Genomic DNA, 15,079 nt, shown 5'->3' with positions numbered 1-15,079 from the left:
GGGATGCAATTCGAGGAGATGGGAATGTACCAGGGCATCGAGACCGGGCTGGAGACCAAGTTCGCGCGGTTCGGAGACGGGCTCGCGGTGAGCGGAGAGGCCGAGATCGCGGGCTATGCCAGCCTGTTCGGGCGCCCCGACCAGGGCGGCGACGTGGTGGCCAGCGGTGCCTATGCGGGGGCGCTCAAGGCGTTGGCGGCGCGGGGGCAGACGGTGAAGTTCCTGTGGCAGCATGATCCGGCCCAGCCGATCGGCGTCTGGGAGGAGCTGCGCGAGGATGCGCGTGGGCTCTGGGTCAAGGGACGGCTGCTGCAGGGTACGCAGAAGGGGCGCGAGGCGGCGGCACTGGTGACGGCGGGTGCGCTGGACGGGTTGTCGATCGGCTATCGCACCCGGCGGGCGGAACGGCGGGCCGAGGGCGGTCGGCTGTTGACCGAACTGGAGCTCTGGGAGGTGTCGCTGGTGACCTTCCCGATGCTGAGTGAGGCGCGGGTGGCGGCCAAGCAGGTGGCGACCGAAGCGCCCGTGCAGGAGTTGACGCGACGCGGGGCGACCGATGGCGATCCCGAGAACAGGAGGAGTGAATGAGCGATACGGGCTGTCCGGCCCAGGCCGGAGCGGAGGCGTCACTGATGCGCGAGGTTAAGGGTTTTGTGCGTGAAATCAGTTGTTTTCGCGATGAAATTCAATCGAAACTTCAAAAAACGGAAGAGCGACTGACCATGTTGGATCGGAAATCGCACCCGGCGGTACGGCCGCCCCTGTCCCTGGCGGCTGAGCCCGCCGCCCCCCACCGCAAGGCGTTCAACGCCTACCTGCGCAGCGGCGATGACGATGCGCTGCGCGGGCTGGAGCTGGAGGGCAAGGCGATGTCCACTGCGGTCAACAGCGACGGTGGCTACCTCGTCGATCCGCAGACGGCGGAGGCGGTGCAGTCGGTACTGTTGTCGACCGCGTCGATCCGCTCGATCTCGGCGGTGGTGCATGTGGAGGCGACCTCTTACGACGTGCTGATCGACCACGGCGAGGTCGGCATCGGATGGGCCACCGAGAGCGGCTCGGTCAGTGAGACCGACACGCCGCAGATCGACCGGATTACCATCGCGCTGCACGAGTTGAGCGCGCTGCCCAAGGCGAGCCAGCGGTTGCTGGATGACAGCGCCTTTGACATCGAGGGCTGGCTGGCCGGGCGCATCGCCGAGAAATTCGCCCGCGCCGAGGCTGATGCCTTTGTCAACGGCGACGGCATCGACAAGCCGACCGGTTTTCTGACCCATACCAAGATCGCCAATGCCTCCTGGTCCTGGGGCAAGCTTGGCTATGTGGTCACGGGCGCCGCCGGAAGCCTGCCGGATGCCGATCCGGTGGTCGATCTGGTCTATGCGCTGGGGGCGCAGTACCGGGCCAACGCGCGTTTCGTGATGAACTCCAGGACCGCCGGCGTGTTGCGCAAGATGAAGGATACCGATGGCCGGTTCCTGTGGTCCGACGGGCTGGCAGCGGGCGAGCCGGCGCGGCTGCTGGGGTATCCGGTGCTGATCGCCGAGGACATGCCCGACGTGGCCAGCGATGCCTTTGTGGTGGCCTTCGGCGATTTCCGCGCCGGCTATACCGTGGCCGAGCGGCCCGATTTGCGGGTGCTGCGTGATCCGTTCAGCGCCAAGCCGCATGTGCTGTTCTACGCCACCAAGCGCGTGGGCGGCGACGTGAGCGATTTCGCCGCGATCAAGCTGCTGAAATTCGGCACCGTGTAACGCGGGCCGGATCGCGGCGCCGGGAAACCGGCGTCGTGGCGGGCGCGCACCGGGATAACCCCCGTGTTGTCTAGCTGCTCCCCTCCGTCCGAGCGACACGGGGGCACGGTGCGCGTCCGTGCGGACGATCCGAGCGGGGCCGGTCCATCGGCCCGGAACATCGGAGAAGGCGAATGATGTTGAGCGAAGAGACCATGATCGCGGAGGGCGCGCTGCCGGTGGTGCAGTTCCGGTCGCATCTGCGGCTGGGCAGCGGGTTCGGCGAGGACGGGCTGCAGGACGGGTTGCTGACCGGGTTTCTGCGCGCGGCCATCGCCGCCATCGAGGCGCGCACCGGAAAGATCCTGTTGGCGCGGGATTTCAGCTGGCGGGTGTTCGCCTGGCCGGACCGGGAGGGCGCGCGACTGCCGGTGGTGCCGGTGCAGGCTGTCACCGGGGTGGTTCTTGTCGCCGCGCAGGCGGTGGAAACCCCGGTGGCGGCGGACCGCTATTGGCTGGAGCAGGACATGCAGCGGCCGATGTTGCGGCCCACGGGCGCGCTGTTGCCCGCGATCCCGACCGGGGGCCATGCGCGGATCGCGCTGTACGCCGGGATGGCGGCGGATTGGGGCGGCTTGCCGGCCGATCTGGGCCAGGCGGTGCTGTTGCTGGCGGCGCATTACTACGAGTACCGCGAGGAAACCGCCTTGGCGGCAGGCTGCATGCCGTTCGGCGTCAGCAGCCTGATCGAACGCTACCGCGTGCTGCGGTTGAGCGCGGGGGCGGCCCGATGAGCGCGCCGGTGCTGAGCCGGCGGCTGGTGCTGGAGGCGCCGGTGCGGCTTCCCGATGGCGCCGGCGGCATGATCGAGAGCTGGGCCAGCCTGGGCACGCTCTGGGCCGAGGTGCGGCCGCGCAGCGGACGTGAGCGGTCACAGGCGGGCGAGCCGGTCTCGACCATGGGTTATCGCATCGTGGTGCGTGGCGCGCCGGTCGGATCGGCGCAACGGCCGGCGCCGGAGCAGCGGTTTCGCGACGGGGCGCGGCTCTATCTCATCCGGGCGGTGGCCGAGCAGGAGCCGACGGGGCGCTACCTGACCTGTTTTGCGGACGAGGAGGTGGCGGCATGAGCTATGCGATGGCGGCGCCGTTGCAGGCGGCGGTCTACCAGCTTTTGTCCACGGATGCCGCGCTGACGGCGCTGGTGGGTGGCGCGATCCATGACGGGTTGCCGGCCGGGCCGGTGCCCGAAACCTATGTCAGCCTCGGACCCGAAGTGGTGCGTGACCGCTCGGACCGGGACGGCGCCGGGGCGCTGCACCGGTTCACGGTCTCGGTGATCAGCGAGGCGCAGGGGTTCGCGGCGGCAAAAACGGCGGCGGCGGCGGTGTGCGCGGCGCTGGTGGATGCGACGCCGACGCTGAGCCGGGGCCGCGTGGTGGGGATCTGGTTCGAGCGCGCGCAGGCGCGGCGGACCGGCAGCGCCGGGCAGATCCGGCGCATCGACCTGAAATTTCGTGCCCGCGTCGAAGACGCATAGGCGGACCAGGACAGGAGGCGGAAAATGGGTGCCCAGAACGGCAAGGATCTGTTGATCAAGGTGGACATGACTGGAGACGGGCTGTTCGAGACCATCGCGGGGCTGCGCGCCACGCGGGTGAGCTTCAACGCCGAGAGCGTCGATGTGACCAGTCTGGAAAGCCAGGGCGGCTGGCGCGAGTTGCTGTCCGGCGCCGGGGTGAAATCAGCGGCGATCTCGGGCGCCGGCGTGTTCAAGGACGCCGGCACGGACGAGCGGGCGCGGCAGCTTTTCTTTGACGGGGAGGTGCCGGATTTCCAGGTGATCATCCCCGATTTCGGTATCGTCGAGGGGCCGTTCCAGGTCACCGCGCTGGAATACGCCGGCAGCCATGACGGCGAGGCGACCTACGAGATGTCGATGGAGAGCGCCGGCGTGCTGGTGTTCACGGCGGTCTGAGCGATGGCGAACCCATGGGCAGGTGAGGTGGCGCTGGTGATCGGTGGCGAGCGGCGGGTGCTGAAGCTGACGCTGGGCGCCTTGGCGGAGCTGGAGGAACGCTTGGGCGAGGACACGCTGGTGGCGCTGGTCGAGCGGTTCGAGGGCGGTCGGTTCTCCAGCCGCGACCTGATGGCGTTGATCCTGGCGGGGTTGCGCGGCGGCGGGGCCGAGCTGGGGCCGGAGGACCTGATGCGGGCCGAGATCGAGGGCGGGCCGCTGGCGGCGGCGCGGGCGGCGGCGGAATTGCTGGCGCGGGCCTTTACCGTGCCGGGCCAGGCATGAGCGGGATCGATTGGCCGGTGCTGATGCGGGCGGGGATGCAGGGGTTGCGGCTGGCGCCCGAGGCGTTCTGGCGGCTGACCCCGGCGGAACTGGCGCTGATGCTGGGACAGGGGCAGGGCGCGATGCCGATGACGCGGGCAGGGCTGGCGGCGCTGGAGGCGGCCTGGCCCGATACGAAAGGGGAGGCGGATGATGGCGGACGACGGGGCGATTGACGATCTGGCGGTGGCGGCGGAGGGGCTGGAGGACAGCCTCGGCGGTGCGGTGGGTATGGCGGCGCAGTTCGAGGCCGAGCTGGCCCGGATGCGCACGGCACTGGCGGCGACCGGGCGCGACGTGGCCACTCTGGAGCGCGGGTTCTCGCGCGGGCTGCGGCGGGCCTTTGACGGGGTGGTGTTCGACGGCAAGAGCCTGTCGGAGGCGCTGGACGGGTTGGCGCAGACGATGGTGCAGACCACCTATTCCGCCGCCATCAAGCCGGTGACCGATCAGTTCGGAGAGCTTCTGGGCGACGGGGTGCGCAGCCTGGTCGAGGGGCTGTTGCCGTTCCGGGCCGGCGCCGGGTTCGCGCAGGGCCGGGTGATGCCCTTTGCCAGCGGTGGCGTGGTGCGCGGCGCGACGCTGTTCCCGATGCGCGGGGCGACCGGGCTGATGGGCGAGGCGGGGCCGGAGGCGATCCTGCCGCTGGCGCGGGGGCGTGATGGCAAGCTTGGCGTGCGCGCGGGGGCGGGCGGCAGCGCGGTGAACGTGGTGATGAACGTCACCACCCCCGATGTGACCGGGTTCCAGCGCAGCCGGGGCCAGATCGCGGCGCAGATGCGCCGGGCGTTGGCGCAGGGCGGACGGAATCTCTGAGACGGGGAAAGAGCGATGAATTTTCACGAGGTGCGGTTTCCCGCCTCGCTGAGCTTCGGCTCGGTGGGCGGGCCGGAGCGGCGGACGGATATCGTCACGCTGGCCAACGGGTACGAGGAGCGCAACACGCCCTGGGCGCATGCGCGGCGGCGCTATGACGCGGGCCTGGGAATGCGGTCGCTGGATGACGTGGAGGTGTTGATCGCCTTTTTCGAGGCCCGGCAGGGGCAGATGTACGGCTTTCGCTGGAAGGATTGGTCGGACTACAAATCCGGCCGCGCGCGGGCCGAGGTGCGGTTCGACGACCAGGAAATCGCGCGGGGCGACGGGGCGACCACGGTGTTCGGGTTGCGCAAGATCTATCGCTCGGGCGATCACGGCTATGCCCGCCCGATCACCAAGCCGGTGGCGGGCACGGTGCGGGTGGGCATCGCGCAGGACGAGTTGCAGGAGGCGGTGGATTACACCGTGGACACCGCCACCGGGCTGATCACATTCGCCCATCCGCCGGCAAGGGACGCCGCGGTGATGGCCGGGTTCGAGTTCGACGTGCCGGTGCGGTTCGACACCGACCGGATCCAGACCAGCGTGGCGAGTTTCCAGGCCGGCGACGTGCCCAACGTGCCGGTGGTGGAGGTGCGGGTATGAGCATGGGCATGAGCAAGGCGTTCCGCGCCCATGTCGAAGGCGGGGTCACGACGCTGTGCCGGTGCTGGGCGCTGACCCGGGCCGACGGGGTGCAACTGGGGTTCACCGATCACGACCGGACACTGGCGTTCGACGGCATCACCTTCAAGGCCGAGACCGGGCTGTCGGCGCAGGCGTTGCAGCAGGCGACCGGGCTGGCGGTGGACAATACCGAGGCGATCGGCGCGCTATGGTCCGGGGCTGTTCGCCCGGATCGATCTGCCGGAGTGACCCCGGTGCGGCCGGTTCTGCACGGCGATGTGAGCTGTGCCGCCCGGGCGCTTTTCGCGGTTCCGCCGGGGGCGCGCGCGGCGCTTTGCCAAAGGATGTTGCGCGAGGCGGAGGCGGCGGACCGGTTCCGGCTGCGTCACGGCCGGTTGCATCCGCGCTGGGGCAACGGGTCGCTGATGGCGGCGGCGCGGCGCTATCCGATGGCGGATGAGCCGGGGTTCGACGACGCCGGCTATCGACGGTGCTTTGTCATGGTCCTGCGGTCGCTGGGCACGCGGTGGCCGTGATCCGGGCCATAACCGGCCCCAATCCCGCCCGTTTACCCCGACGACAAACCGGAGTACCTGAGTGCATTCACGACGGTTCCGGGCAAGGCGTGGCCGAGGGCTTCCGAAAGTGCAAGGAAAGCGGGATATCCATATGATGAAGATGTGTCACCAGACCACGGGGCGACGGGCAGCGGTGAGTGCCCTGGCGGACGCCAAGATCACCCGCCCGGGCCTCGACGACAGGACAAGGCGCGTGCCGCGGGATGCGGTCGGGCCAATGCGCGCCGGGGGGCAATCGTGACCCCGGCGGCGCGGATGCAGGCCGCGATCGAGATCCTTGACGCGAACCGGGACGGAACCCCGGCCGAACAGGCCTTGACCGGCTGGGCCCGGCGCAGCCGCTTTGCCGGGCCCAAGGACCGGGCGGCGGTGCGCGACCATGTCTTTGACGTGTTGCGCAGCCGCCGGTCGCTGGCCGCGCTGGGGGGCGGCGAGACGGGCCGGGCGCTGATGCTGGGGCTGTGCCGTCGTGACGGGCTGGACCCCGACGAGATGTTTTCCGGCGCCGGTTATGGCCCGTCACCGCTGACCGAGGAGGAGCGGGCGGCGGGCCGGGCGCCGGAGGAGGGGGCCGAGGCGCTGGACATCCCCGACTGGCTGTGGCCGGCGTTCCGCGACAGCCTGGGCGAGGACACCGAGGCGGCGGCCCGCGCCCTGCAACAGCGCGCGCCGGTCTTTCTGCGCGCCAACTTGCGCAAGGCGGACCGGGAAACCGCCGCCACCGCCCTTGCCGCCGAGGGGATCGAAACCCGCGTCCATCCGGCGGCGGAGACCGCGCTCGAGGTGGTCGTGGGGGCGCGGCGCCTCAAAAACAGCGCGGCGTTTCGCGACGGGCTGGTGGAATTGCAGGACGCCGCGAGCCAGGCGGTGGTCGAGGCGCTACCGCTGGCCTCGGGGCAGCGGGTGCTGGATTATTGCGCCGGGGGCGGCGGCAAGACCCTGGCGATGGGGGCCGGGGCCGAGGTGACGCTGTTTGCCCATGACGCCGCACCGCGCCGGATGCGCGATCTGCCCGAGCGGGCGGCGCGCGCGGGGCTTTCGGTCACGCTGCTGGAGGCGGCGGAGGTGGCCCGCGCGGCGCCCTTCGACCTGGTGCTGTGCGATGTGCCCTGTTCGGGCAGCGGTGCCTGGCGGCGCGCGCCGGAGGGCAAGTGGCGGCTCACCGAGGCGGCGCTGGACGAGGTGGTCGATACGCAGGCTGAAATCCTCGACCGGGCGATGGAGGTGGTGGCCCCCGGCGGCGTTCTGGCCTATGCGACCTGTTCGATGCTGGCGCGCGAGAACGGCGGCCAGATCGAGGCCTTTCTGGCCCGTCACCCGGGCTGGTGCTGTAGTTGGCAGCGGTCCTGGCCGGTCACCGGCGGGGCCGACGGGTTCTTTTCGGCACAGTTGACCCGGGCCGCAGAGGGGGCATAATCGCCTTTAGGTGGAAAATCAGTCTGTTAAGCCGGGTTTAACCGCTGTGCCGCGAAATGGGCGGCAACGAATCCCCTGCGGACGGAGCCAGAATGTGACCAGCCGCCCGATCAACGTCAGGACCCTCTTGCCGCGCGCCGCACCGGATCAGGCCCGTGTTGCGGCCGTCCTCGTGCTGGCCCTGTGCCTGGTGGCAGGGGGGACGTGGCTGGCGCCGCCGGGGTTGGCGGCGCGGGCGTTTGGTGTGGCCGGGGCGACGTTGATCGCGGTCAGCCTGGGCATGGCGCTCCGACGGCTGGTCGCGCGGCGCGGGCTCGACATCGCCAATGACATGCTCGAGGGGTTCATCGAGAACGATGCGGCGGCCAGCTTCGTCACCGACGCCGATGGGGGACTCCTCGCGCGCAACGCGGCCGCCGAGGCGCTGTTTCCCGAAACCGAGAGCGGAACGCTGGCGGCGACCCTGCGCGGGGTGCTTGCGAACCCGTCGGCGGTGCTGTTCCGCTTGCAACGCCACGCCGAGGTGGAGGGCGCCGCACATGAGGACCTGGTGACGCGGCGCGGCCATGTGCGGCTGGCGGTGCACCGGATGGGAAAGCAAGGCTATCTCTGGCGCGTCGAGGACATGACCGAGCGTCCACATGCCGGCGCCAGCATGGCGACCCTGCCGGTGCCGGTGATCTCGCTGGGTCGGTCGGGAACGGTGCTGTTCATGAACGCGGCGGCGCGGGAGTTGACGGGCCAGCGGGTAAAGACGCTGGATCGTCTGTTCCCCTCGCTGCCGCTCCGACCCGGTGCGATCAACGTGATGTCGACCACGAAGGGCTTGCGCGATGTTCTGGTGGCCGAGTTCACCGGCAGCGCCGGGCGGCGGGAGCTGTTCTGCCTGCCCTCGGACGGGCAGGGGGCGGCGACGCGGGCCTCGGGGTTCGAGACCCTGCCGGTGGCGATGCTCAAGGTCGGGCTGGATGGCCGCATCCTGGCGGTGAACCGGCGCGCGGCCCAGTTGCTGGGCGGTCCGCCCGGAGACCATGCCGCGCTGGACAGCGTGATGCAGGGGATCGGGCGGCCGTTGATGGATTGGCTCGGCGAGATCACCCGCGCCGGCGAGGCCGGGAAAAAGTCGGAGTTCCTGCGGCTGACCCGCGAGGACAAGGAGATCTTTGTCCAGGTCACCCTGAGCCAGGTCGTCGAGGACGGCACGCCGATCCTGATCGCGGTGCTGAACGACGCCACCGAGTTGAAGACGCTGGAGGCGCAATTCGTCCAGAGCCAGAAGATGCAGGCCATCGGCCAACTGGCCGGGGGCATCGCGCATGATTTCAACAACCTGCTCACCGCGATCTCGGGGCATTGCGACCTGCTCTTGTTGCGGCACGACCAGGGCGACCAGGACTACGGCGACCTGGAACAGATCCGCCAGAACGCCAACCGGGCCGCGGCACTGGTGGGTCAGCTGCTGGCGTTTTCGCGTAAGCAGACGCTGCGGCCCGAGGTCCTGGACCTGCGCGACACCCTGTCCGACCTGACTCACCTGTTGAACCGGCTGGTCGGCGAAAAGGTGACCCTGACTCTGAGCCATGATCCGGTGCTGCGCCCGATCCGCGCCGACAAGCGGCAGTTGAAACAGGTTCTGATGAACCTCGTGGTGAACGCGCGCGATGCGATGCCGCAGGGCGGCGAGATCCGGATCGAGACCGAGGTGGTGACGCTGGACACGTCGATGCGGCGCGACCGGGCGATGGTACCGGCGGGCGATTACGTGACCGTGAAGGTGCGGGACGAAGGGGTGGGCATCCCGCGCGACGACCTGTCGAAGGTGTTCGAGCCGTTCTTTACCACCAAGCGCCCCGGCGAGGGCACCGGGCTGGGCCTGTCGACCGTCTATGGCATTATCAAGCAGACCGGCGGTTTCATCTTTGTCGACAGTGTCGAGGGCAGCGGCACCGAGTTCACCTTATTCTTCCCCGCCGACGACCGGGTCGCCGAGACGGTGCAGGCGGTCGCGGCCCCGTCCGGCCCCGCCACGCACCAGGGCGACGGCGTGGTCCTGCTGGTCGAGGACGAGGCCCCGGTGCGTGCCTTTGCCGCCCGCGCCCTGCGCCTGCGCGGCTATACCGTGCTCGAGGCCGAATCGGCCGAGGACGCGCTGCAGATGTTGGATGATCCGCAACTTTGGGTGGATGTCTTTGTCACCGATGTGGTGATGCCCGGCATGGATGGGCCGAGCTGGGTGCGCAAGGCGCGCGAACAGCGTCCCGAGGTGCGGGTGGTGTTCGTCTCGGGTTATGCCGAGGGGGCCTTTGGCGAGGCCGAGCCAGAGGTGCCGAACTCGGTGTTCCTGCCCAAGCCGTTCTCGCTCACGCAACTGGCCGAGACCGTCTACGAACAGATGCAGTGATCCCGGCGGCGCCCGTCGGGCCGCCGGATCAGCCGATGCTGTCGTAAAGCGCGAATTCCTCGGCGCATTTGCGGCGCAGGCGCGCCTCGGTCTTGGCCGACAGCTCCAGATCCATCGGCGGCGAGACATTCTCGCGCGCGGTCTCGATCCGCAGACCCAGTCGCTCCTCGAGAAAACGGACCAGCGCCGGCTGATCCTCGTAACGGAACAGGTGGGTGACATGCACGCCGTTGGGGCGCGGTTCGAGGAACTTGGCCTGGCTGCCGACATTGGCGAACCCGGGCTTGTCGCCCTTGAGATAGGCGGCGACGAAGTCGTCGAAACTCACCCCGTGGGTCGAGTTGGGCTTGCCGCGCATGAAGGGGCGGCGACGGTAGCGATACCAGCTTCCCAGCCAGCTGATCGGTTCGCGCATCACCGCCAGCGTCTCCATCTCGGCATGGCAGACCTTGTCGAACATCGGCCGAAAGAACCGGTTGTAGCGATAGACCGGCGCGTGTTTCAGTTCCGGCGGATCCGAGATGACGATATCGGCACGATCCCGCAGGGCGGTTTCATAGGCGGTGGTGCCGGTTTTCGGCACCGAGAGGAAAACGAGACGTTCCTTATGAAAAATAAGCATTTAGCCCTATAACCTTTTGTGCGGATCTGGCCAAAACTGCCGTAAACGCGAATTTAACTCAATTGCGAAACAGTGCTCCGGTGCAAGTTTTCCATTGATATGTTCTCATTTTGTCCGCATAAGGAACAAGAGGTGAACAAACCGACGATTGCCGCCCGGGTCCGGGTGTGACAATAAGAAAGGTGAACGGGAATATGGCGGATCTTCTCACGATGAGCAGCAAGCAGAACGCGGACAAGCAAAAGGCGCTGGACAGCGCCCTGGCCCAGATCGAACGGCAGTTCGGCAAGGGTTCGATCATGAAACTTGGCGGCGAAAACGCACTGCCGGAGATCGAGGCCAGTTCCACCGGCTCGCTCGGGCTGGATATCGCGCTCGGCATCGGCGGGTTGCCGATGGGGCGCATAATCGAGATTTACGGGCCGGAAAGCTCGGGCAAGACCACGCTGACGCTGCATTGCATCGCCGAGCAGCAGAAAAAGGGCGGAGTCTGCGCCTTTGTCGATGCCGAACATGCGCTCGACCCGCAATATGCCCGCAAGCTGGGGGTGGACCTGGACGAGCTTCTGATCTCGCAGCCCGACACCGGCGAACAGGCGCTGGAAATCACCGACACGCTGGTGCGCTCGGGCGCGGTGAACATGGTGGTGGTCGATTCGGTCGCGGCGCTGACCCCGAAGTCCGAGCTCGAGGGCGACATGGGCGACTCCAGCGTCGGCGTGCAGGCCCGGCTGATGAGCCAGGCCATGCGCAAGCTGACCGGTTCGATCAGCCGCTCCAACTGCATGGTGATCTTCATCAACCAGATCCGCATGAAGATCGGCGTGATGTTCGGCAGCCCGGAAACCACCACAGGCGGCAACGCGCTGAAGTTCTATTCCTCGGTGCGGCTGGACATCCGTCGCATCGGCTCGATCAAGGACCGCGACGAGGTGGTTGGCAACGCCACCCGGGTCAAGGTCGTCAAGAACAAGGTGGCGCCGCCCTTCAAGCAGGTGGAATTCGACATCATGTATGGCGAAGGCATCTCGAAAATGGGCGAACTGCTCGATCTCGGGGTCGCCGCCGGGGTCGTCAACAAGTCCGGGTCCTGGTTCAGCTACGGCGACGAGCGGATCGGCCAGGGCCGCGAGAACGCCAAGCAGTTCCTGCGGGATCACGAGGCCATCGCGCTGGAGATCGAGGACAAGATTCGCGCCTCTCACGGGTTGGACTTCGACGGCGGTCCGGCCGGGGATGCGGGCGACGACATCCTCGAGGCCTGAGGCGGGCCGCGGGGGGATGTCCCCAAGGCAATAACGGAATGATAGCGGGGCGTGCCGGGATGGCGCGCCCCGTTTGCCTTGCCCGGTTTTCCCCCGGTTTCCCATCGCGCCTTGACCGTGCGGGTGCACCGGCTGTGGACAGTGCGGGGGCGGGGGGATAAACCTGCGCAAACGGGATTTCCCGGCCACCCATCCAGCCCGCCGAGAGACATGCAATGCCAACGCTGAACGACATCCGATCGACCTTTCTGAACTACTTCGCCAAGCAGGGACACGAGGTCGTGGACAGCAGCCCGCTGGTGCCGCGCAACGACCCCACGCTGATGTTCACCAATGCCGGCATGGTTCAGTTCAAGAACCTGTTCACCGGGGTCGAGCACCGCGACTACACCCGCGCCGCAACGGCGCAGAAATGCGTGCGCGCGGGCGGCAAGCACAACGACCTGGACAACGTCGGCTATACAGCACGGCACCACACGTTCTTCGAGATGCTGGGCAATTTCTCGTTCGGGGATTACTTCAAGGACGACGCGATCCGTTTCGCCTGGGAGTTGATCACCAAGGAATACGGCATCAACCGCGACAAGCTGCTGGTGACCGTCTATCACACCGATGACGAAGCCGCCGAGATCTGGAAAAAGGTCGCCGGGTTCTCCGACGACCGGATCATCCGCATCCCGACCAACGACAATTTCTGGATGATGGGCGCCACCGGCCCCTGTGGCCCCTGCACCGAGATCTTCTACGATCACGGCGAGCAGCATTGGGGCGGCCCTCCGGGCAGCCCGGAGGAGGACGGCGACCGCTTCGTCGAGATCTGGAACCTCGTCTTCATGCAATACGAGCAGTTCGAGGACGGCAGCCGCCGCGAACTGGCGGCGCAGTCGATCGACACCGGCATGGGGATCGAACGGGTCGCCGCGCTGATGCAGGGCACCAATGACAACTATGCCACCGACCTGATGCGCAGCCTGATCGAGGCCAGCGCCGAGGCCACCGGAACCGATCCCGATGGCAAGGGCCGTGTGCATCACCGGGTGATCGCGGACCACCTGCGCTCGACCTCCTTCCTGATTTCGGACGGGGTGATGCCATCGAACGACGGCCGGGGCTACGTGCTGCGCCGGATCATGCGCCGGGCGATGCGGCACGCGCACCTGCTGGGCACCAAGGATCCGCTGATGCACCGTCTGGTGCCGGCGCTGGTGCGGCAGATGGGGGCGGCCTATCCGGAACTGGGCCGCGCGCAGGCGCTGATCGAGGAAACCCTGCAGTTGGAGGAAACCCGGTTCAAGCAGACGCTGGATCGCGGGCTGAAACTGCTGGACGAAGAGCTTGCGGACCTGCCCGAGGATGCGGCCCTGCCGGGCGAAGCGGCGTTCAAACTGTACGATACCTACGGCTTCCCGCTCGACCTGACGCAGGACGCGCTGCGCGAAAAGGGCCGCGTGGTGGATACCGAGGGGTTTGACGAGGCGATGGCCGAGCAGAAGGCCAAGGCGCGCGCCGCCTGGGCTGGCTCGGGCGAATCCGCCGATGCGACGATCTGGTACGATATCGCCGAACACCAGGGCGTGACCGATTTCCTCGGCTATGACACCGAGACCGCCGAAGGCCAGATCGTGGCGCTGGTGCGCGACGGGGCAGAGGTCGAAAGCGCCAAGCCCGGCGAGACCGTGCAGATCGCCCTGAACCAGACCCCGTTCTATGCCGAATCCGGTGGCCAGGTCGGTGACAGCGGGACGATCCGCACCGAAAGCGGCGTGGCCAAGGTGACCGATACCCGGAAAAGCGCCGGTGTCTTCATCCATTTCGCCGAGGTGACCGAGGGCGAGATCGCCAAGGGCGCGCCGGCCGTGCTGGAGGTCGATCATGCGCGCCGGACCGCGATCCGGGCCAATCACTCGGCCACCCACCTGCTGCACGAGGCGCTGCGCCATGCGCTGGGGGATCACGTGGCACAGCGTGGTTCGCTCAATGCCGCCGACCGGCTGCGGTTCGATTTCAGCCATGCCAAGGCGCTGTCGGATGCGGAACTGGAGCGGGTCGAGGCCGAGGTCAACGACTACATCCGCCAGAACGCACCGGTGGAAACCCGGATCATGACGCCGGACGATGCCCGGGGCCTTGGCGCGCAGGCACTGTTCGGCGAGAAATACGGCGACGAGGTGCGCGTGGTCTCGATGGGCGTGCAACCGGGCTCGGGCAAAGGGGCAGACAAGCAGACCTATTCGCTCGAGCTTTGCGGCGGTACCCACGTGCGGCGCACCGGAGATATCGGTGAATTCGTGCTGTTGAGCGACAGCGCCAGCAGCGCCGGCGTGCGCCGGATCGAGGCCCTGACGGGGCAGGGCGCGCAGGCGCACACCGCTCATCTGCGGCAGATCCTGTCCGAGCTTCAGAGTGAATTGAAAACCACGCCCGACCAGCTTGCCGCGCGGGTCCGTGCCGACCAGGCCAAGATCAAGGAGCTCAACAACGAGCTGGCGCAGCTGCGCCGCGATCTGGCAATGGCTGGCGGTGGCGATCAGGCAGCCCCCGAGGCCAAGGAGATCGACGGGGTGAAGTTCCTTGCCCAGGTGCTCTCCGGGGTGACCGGCAAGGATCTGCCGCCGCTGATCGACGAACACAAGGCGCGGCTGGGCAGTGGTGCGGTGCTGCTGATCGCCGATACCGGCGGCAAGGTGGCGGTGGCCGCCGGCGTTACCGAGGATCTGACCGGCACGGTCAAGGCGGTCGATCTGCTGCGCCCGGCGGTCGAAGCTCTGGGCGGCAAGGGCGGCGGCGGTCGCCCCGACATGGCGCAGGGCGGCGGACAGGATATCAGCAAGGCCGACGCGGCGATCCGCGCGGCGGAACAGGTTTTGGAGAATTAAGATGGGTGCACTCTGGATTGCGCATGTGACGGTGACCGATGAAGAGGCCTATGGCAAATATGCCAAGCTGGCCGGTCCGGCGATCGCCAAGCACGGCGGAGAGTTCATTGCCCGTGGCGGCAAGTTCGTTCAGCTCGAGGGCAAGGAACGCCCGCGCAACGTGGTGGCGAAGTTTCCCACCGTCGAGGCCGCGGTCGATTGCTATCACTCGCCGGAATACCAAGAGGCCCTGAGCCACGCGCGCGGCGCCTCGGAACGCGAGTTGATGGTCGTCGAGACCAGCGAGTAGGGGCGCAGCGCCCCTGCCTTTCGCCCGCCGTCGTCGCGCTGGGTGAGGGAGCAAGAAAAAAGGCCGCCCCGGGG

The 15,079-nt window shown here is 68.0% G+C and carries 17 protein-coding genes and 1 pseudogene; 17 read left to right on the top strand and 1 reads right to left on the bottom strand.

The window, feature by feature from the left end; translation table 11 throughout:
- Positions 1–3: 3 nt before the first annotated feature.
- The 14 genes and pseudogenes from ABWV23_RS11635 (at position 4) to ABWV23_RS11575 (ending at position 9,953) form a co-directional block, all read left to right on the top strand.
- The gene (locus ABWV23_RS11635; RefSeq protein WP_353347861.1) at positions 4–588 is read left to right on the top strand and encodes an HK97 family phage prohead protease; all 585 of its coding nucleotides are present in this window, start codon (positions 4–6) and stop codon (positions 586–588) included.
- Positions 585–1,754: a phage major capsid protein gene (locus tag ABWV23_RS11630; RefSeq protein WP_353347859.1), complete on the top strand. Its 1,170-nt coding sequence runs from the start codon at positions 585–587 to the stop codon at positions 1,752–1,754. Before ABWV23_RS11635 ends, ABWV23_RS11630 begins: the two co-directional genes overlap by 4 nt.
- Before the next feature lie 173 nt (positions 1,755–1,927).
- Complete coding sequence (locus tag ABWV23_RS11625; protein ID WP_353347857.1) at positions 1,928–2,527, top strand: head-tail connector protein; 600 nt, start codon at positions 1,928–1,930, stop codon at positions 2,525–2,527.
- Positions 2,524–2,862, top strand: coding sequence for a phage head closure protein (locus ABWV23_RS11620; RefSeq protein ID WP_353347855.1), 339 nt, complete (start codon positions 2,524–2,526; stop codon positions 2,860–2,862). Before ABWV23_RS11625 ends, ABWV23_RS11620 begins: the two co-directional genes overlap by 4 nt.
- Entirely contained in the window at positions 2,859–3,272 is a 414-nt protein-coding gene (locus ABWV23_RS11615; protein WP_353347853.1) for a DUF3168 domain-containing protein, read from the top strand. Before ABWV23_RS11620 ends, ABWV23_RS11615 begins: the two co-directional genes overlap by 4 nt.
- A 24-nt stretch (positions 3,273–3,296) precedes the next feature.
- Positions 3,297–3,710, top strand: coding sequence for a phage major tail protein, TP901-1 family (locus ABWV23_RS11610; protein ID WP_133359242.1), 414 nt, complete (start codon positions 3,297–3,299; stop codon positions 3,708–3,710).
- A 3-nt stretch (positions 3,711–3,713) separates the two neighbouring features.
- Positions 3,714–4,034, top strand: a complete 321-nt coding sequence (locus ABWV23_RS11605) for a gene transfer agent family protein (protein WP_353347850.1) — start codon at positions 3,714–3,716, stop codon at positions 4,032–4,034.
- Entirely contained in the window at positions 4,031–4,249 is a 219-nt protein-coding gene (locus ABWV23_RS11600; protein ID WP_353347848.1) for a rcc01693 family protein, read from the top strand. Before ABWV23_RS11605 ends, ABWV23_RS11600 begins: the two co-directional genes overlap by 4 nt.
- Entirely contained in the window at positions 4,227–4,889 is a 663-nt protein-coding gene (locus tag ABWV23_RS11595) for an RcGTA-type gene transfer agent tail tape measure protein (RefSeq protein WP_353348103.1), read from the top strand. The genes ABWV23_RS11600 and ABWV23_RS11595 overlap by 23 nt, the downstream gene beginning before the upstream one ends.
- A 15-nt stretch (positions 4,890–4,904) precedes the next feature.
- Complete coding sequence (locus ABWV23_RS11590) at positions 4,905–5,537, top strand: phage distal tail protein, Rcc01695 family (RefSeq protein WP_353347846.1); 633 nt, start codon at positions 4,905–4,907, stop codon at positions 5,535–5,537.
- A gap of 2 nt (positions 5,538–5,539) precedes the next feature.
- A pseudogene (locus tag ABWV23_RS11585) lies at positions 5,540–5,785 on the top strand (baseplate hub domain-containing protein); the annotation flags it as partial.
- Between the two features lie 18 nt (positions 5,786–5,803).
- Positions 5,804–6,094, top strand: coding sequence for a DUF7742 family protein (locus ABWV23_RS22400; protein WP_502901652.1), 291 nt, complete (start codon positions 5,804–5,806; stop codon positions 6,092–6,094).
- Between the two features lie 279 nt (positions 6,095–6,373).
- The gene (locus ABWV23_RS11580) at positions 6,374–7,552 is read left to right on the top strand and encodes an RsmB/NOP family class I SAM-dependent RNA methyltransferase (protein ID WP_353347844.1); all 1,179 of its coding nucleotides are present in this window, start codon (positions 6,374–6,376) and stop codon (positions 7,550–7,552) included.
- A gap of 94 nt (positions 7,553–7,646) precedes the next feature.
- Positions 7,647–9,953 (top strand): hybrid sensor histidine kinase/response regulator, encoded by a 2,307-nt coding sequence (locus tag ABWV23_RS11575; protein WP_353347842.1) that lies wholly within the window; start codon positions 7,647–7,649, stop codon positions 9,951–9,953.
- 28 nt (positions 9,954–9,981) lie between these two features.
- Here ABWV23_RS11575 and ABWV23_RS11570 read toward each other — a convergent pair whose 3' ends face one another.
- Positions 9,982–10,575, bottom strand: coding sequence for a gamma-glutamyl kinase (locus tag ABWV23_RS11570; RefSeq protein ID WP_353347840.1), 594 nt, complete (start codon positions 10,573–10,575; stop codon positions 9,982–9,984).
- Between the two features lie 194 nt (positions 10,576–10,769).
- Between ABWV23_RS11570 and recA the strand changes: the two genes are divergently transcribed.
- The 3 genes from recA (at position 10,770) to ABWV23_RS11555 (ending at position 15,005) form a co-directional block, all read left to right on the top strand.
- Positions 10,770–11,840: a recombinase RecA gene (gene recA, locus ABWV23_RS11565; protein ID WP_353347838.1), complete on the top strand. Its 1,071-nt coding sequence runs from the start codon at positions 10,770–10,772 to the stop codon at positions 11,838–11,840.
- A gap of 215 nt (positions 11,841–12,055) precedes the next feature.
- Positions 12,056–14,716, top strand: coding sequence for an alanine--tRNA ligase (gene alaS / locus ABWV23_RS11560; protein ID WP_353347836.1), 2,661 nt, complete (start codon positions 12,056–12,058; stop codon positions 14,714–14,716).
- Position 14,717: 1 nt separating this feature from the next.
- Entirely contained in the window at positions 14,718–15,005 is a 288-nt protein-coding gene (locus ABWV23_RS11555; protein ID WP_133358483.1) for a DUF1330 domain-containing protein, read from the top strand.
- Positions 15,006–15,079: the final 74 nt, after the last annotated feature.

The organism is Aquicoccus sp. SU-CL01552, assembly GCF_040365005.1.
GTDB lineage: Bacteria > Pseudomonadota > Alphaproteobacteria > Rhodobacterales > Rhodobacteraceae > Antarcticimicrobium.
The sequence above is the reverse complement of the archived record's forward strand: the minus strand, read 5'-3'. Positions and strand labels throughout refer to the sequence as shown.

What these genes read in the sequence shown, in the direction of transcription:
- ABWV23_RS11635 (WP_353347861.1), top strand. Translation starts at nt 4, where the DNA reads ATGCAATTCGAGGAGATGGGAATGTACCAGGGCATCGAGACCGGGCTG.
- ABWV23_RS11630 (WP_353347859.1), top strand. Translation starts at nt 585, where the DNA reads ATGAGCGATACGGGCTGTCCGGCCCAGGCCGGAGCGGAGGCGTCACTG.
- ABWV23_RS11625 (WP_353347857.1), top strand. Translation starts at nt 1,928, where the DNA reads ATGATGTTGAGCGAAGAGACCATGATCGCGGAGGGCGCGCTGCCGGTG.
- ABWV23_RS11620 (WP_353347855.1), top strand. Translation starts at nt 2,524, where the DNA reads ATGAGCGCGCCGGTGCTGAGCCGGCGGCTGGTGCTGGAGGCGCCGGTG.
- ABWV23_RS11615 (WP_353347853.1), top strand. Translation starts at nt 2,859, where the DNA reads ATGAGCTATGCGATGGCGGCGCCGTTGCAGGCGGCGGTCTACCAGCTT.
- ABWV23_RS11610 (WP_133359242.1), top strand. Translation starts at nt 3,297, where the DNA reads ATGGGTGCCCAGAACGGCAAGGATCTGTTGATCAAGGTGGACATGACT.
- ABWV23_RS11605 (WP_353347850.1), top strand. Translation starts at nt 3,714, where the DNA reads ATGGCGAACCCATGGGCAGGTGAGGTGGCGCTGGTGATCGGTGGCGAG.
- ABWV23_RS11600 (WP_353347848.1), top strand. Translation starts at nt 4,031, where the DNA reads ATGAGCGGGATCGATTGGCCGGTGCTGATGCGGGCGGGGATGCAGGGG.
- ABWV23_RS11595 (WP_353348103.1), top strand. Translation starts at nt 4,227, where the DNA reads ATGGCGGACGACGGGGCGATTGACGATCTGGCGGTGGCGGCGGAGGGG.
- ABWV23_RS11590 (WP_353347846.1), top strand. Translation starts at nt 4,905, where the DNA reads ATGAATTTTCACGAGGTGCGGTTTCCCGCCTCGCTGAGCTTCGGCTCG.
- ABWV23_RS11570 (WP_353347840.1), bottom strand. Translation starts at nt 10,575, where the DNA reads ATGCTTATTTTTCATAAGGAACGTCTCGTTTTCCTCTCGGTGCCGAAA.
- recA (WP_353347838.1), top strand. Translation starts at nt 10,770, where the DNA reads ATGGCGGATCTTCTCACGATGAGCAGCAAGCAGAACGCGGACAAGCAA.
- alaS (WP_353347836.1), top strand. Translation starts at nt 12,056, where the DNA reads ATGCCAACGCTGAACGACATCCGATCGACCTTTCTGAACTACTTCGCC.
- ABWV23_RS11555 (WP_133358483.1), top strand. Translation starts at nt 14,718, where the DNA reads ATGGGTGCACTCTGGATTGCGCATGTGACGGTGACCGATGAAGAGGCC.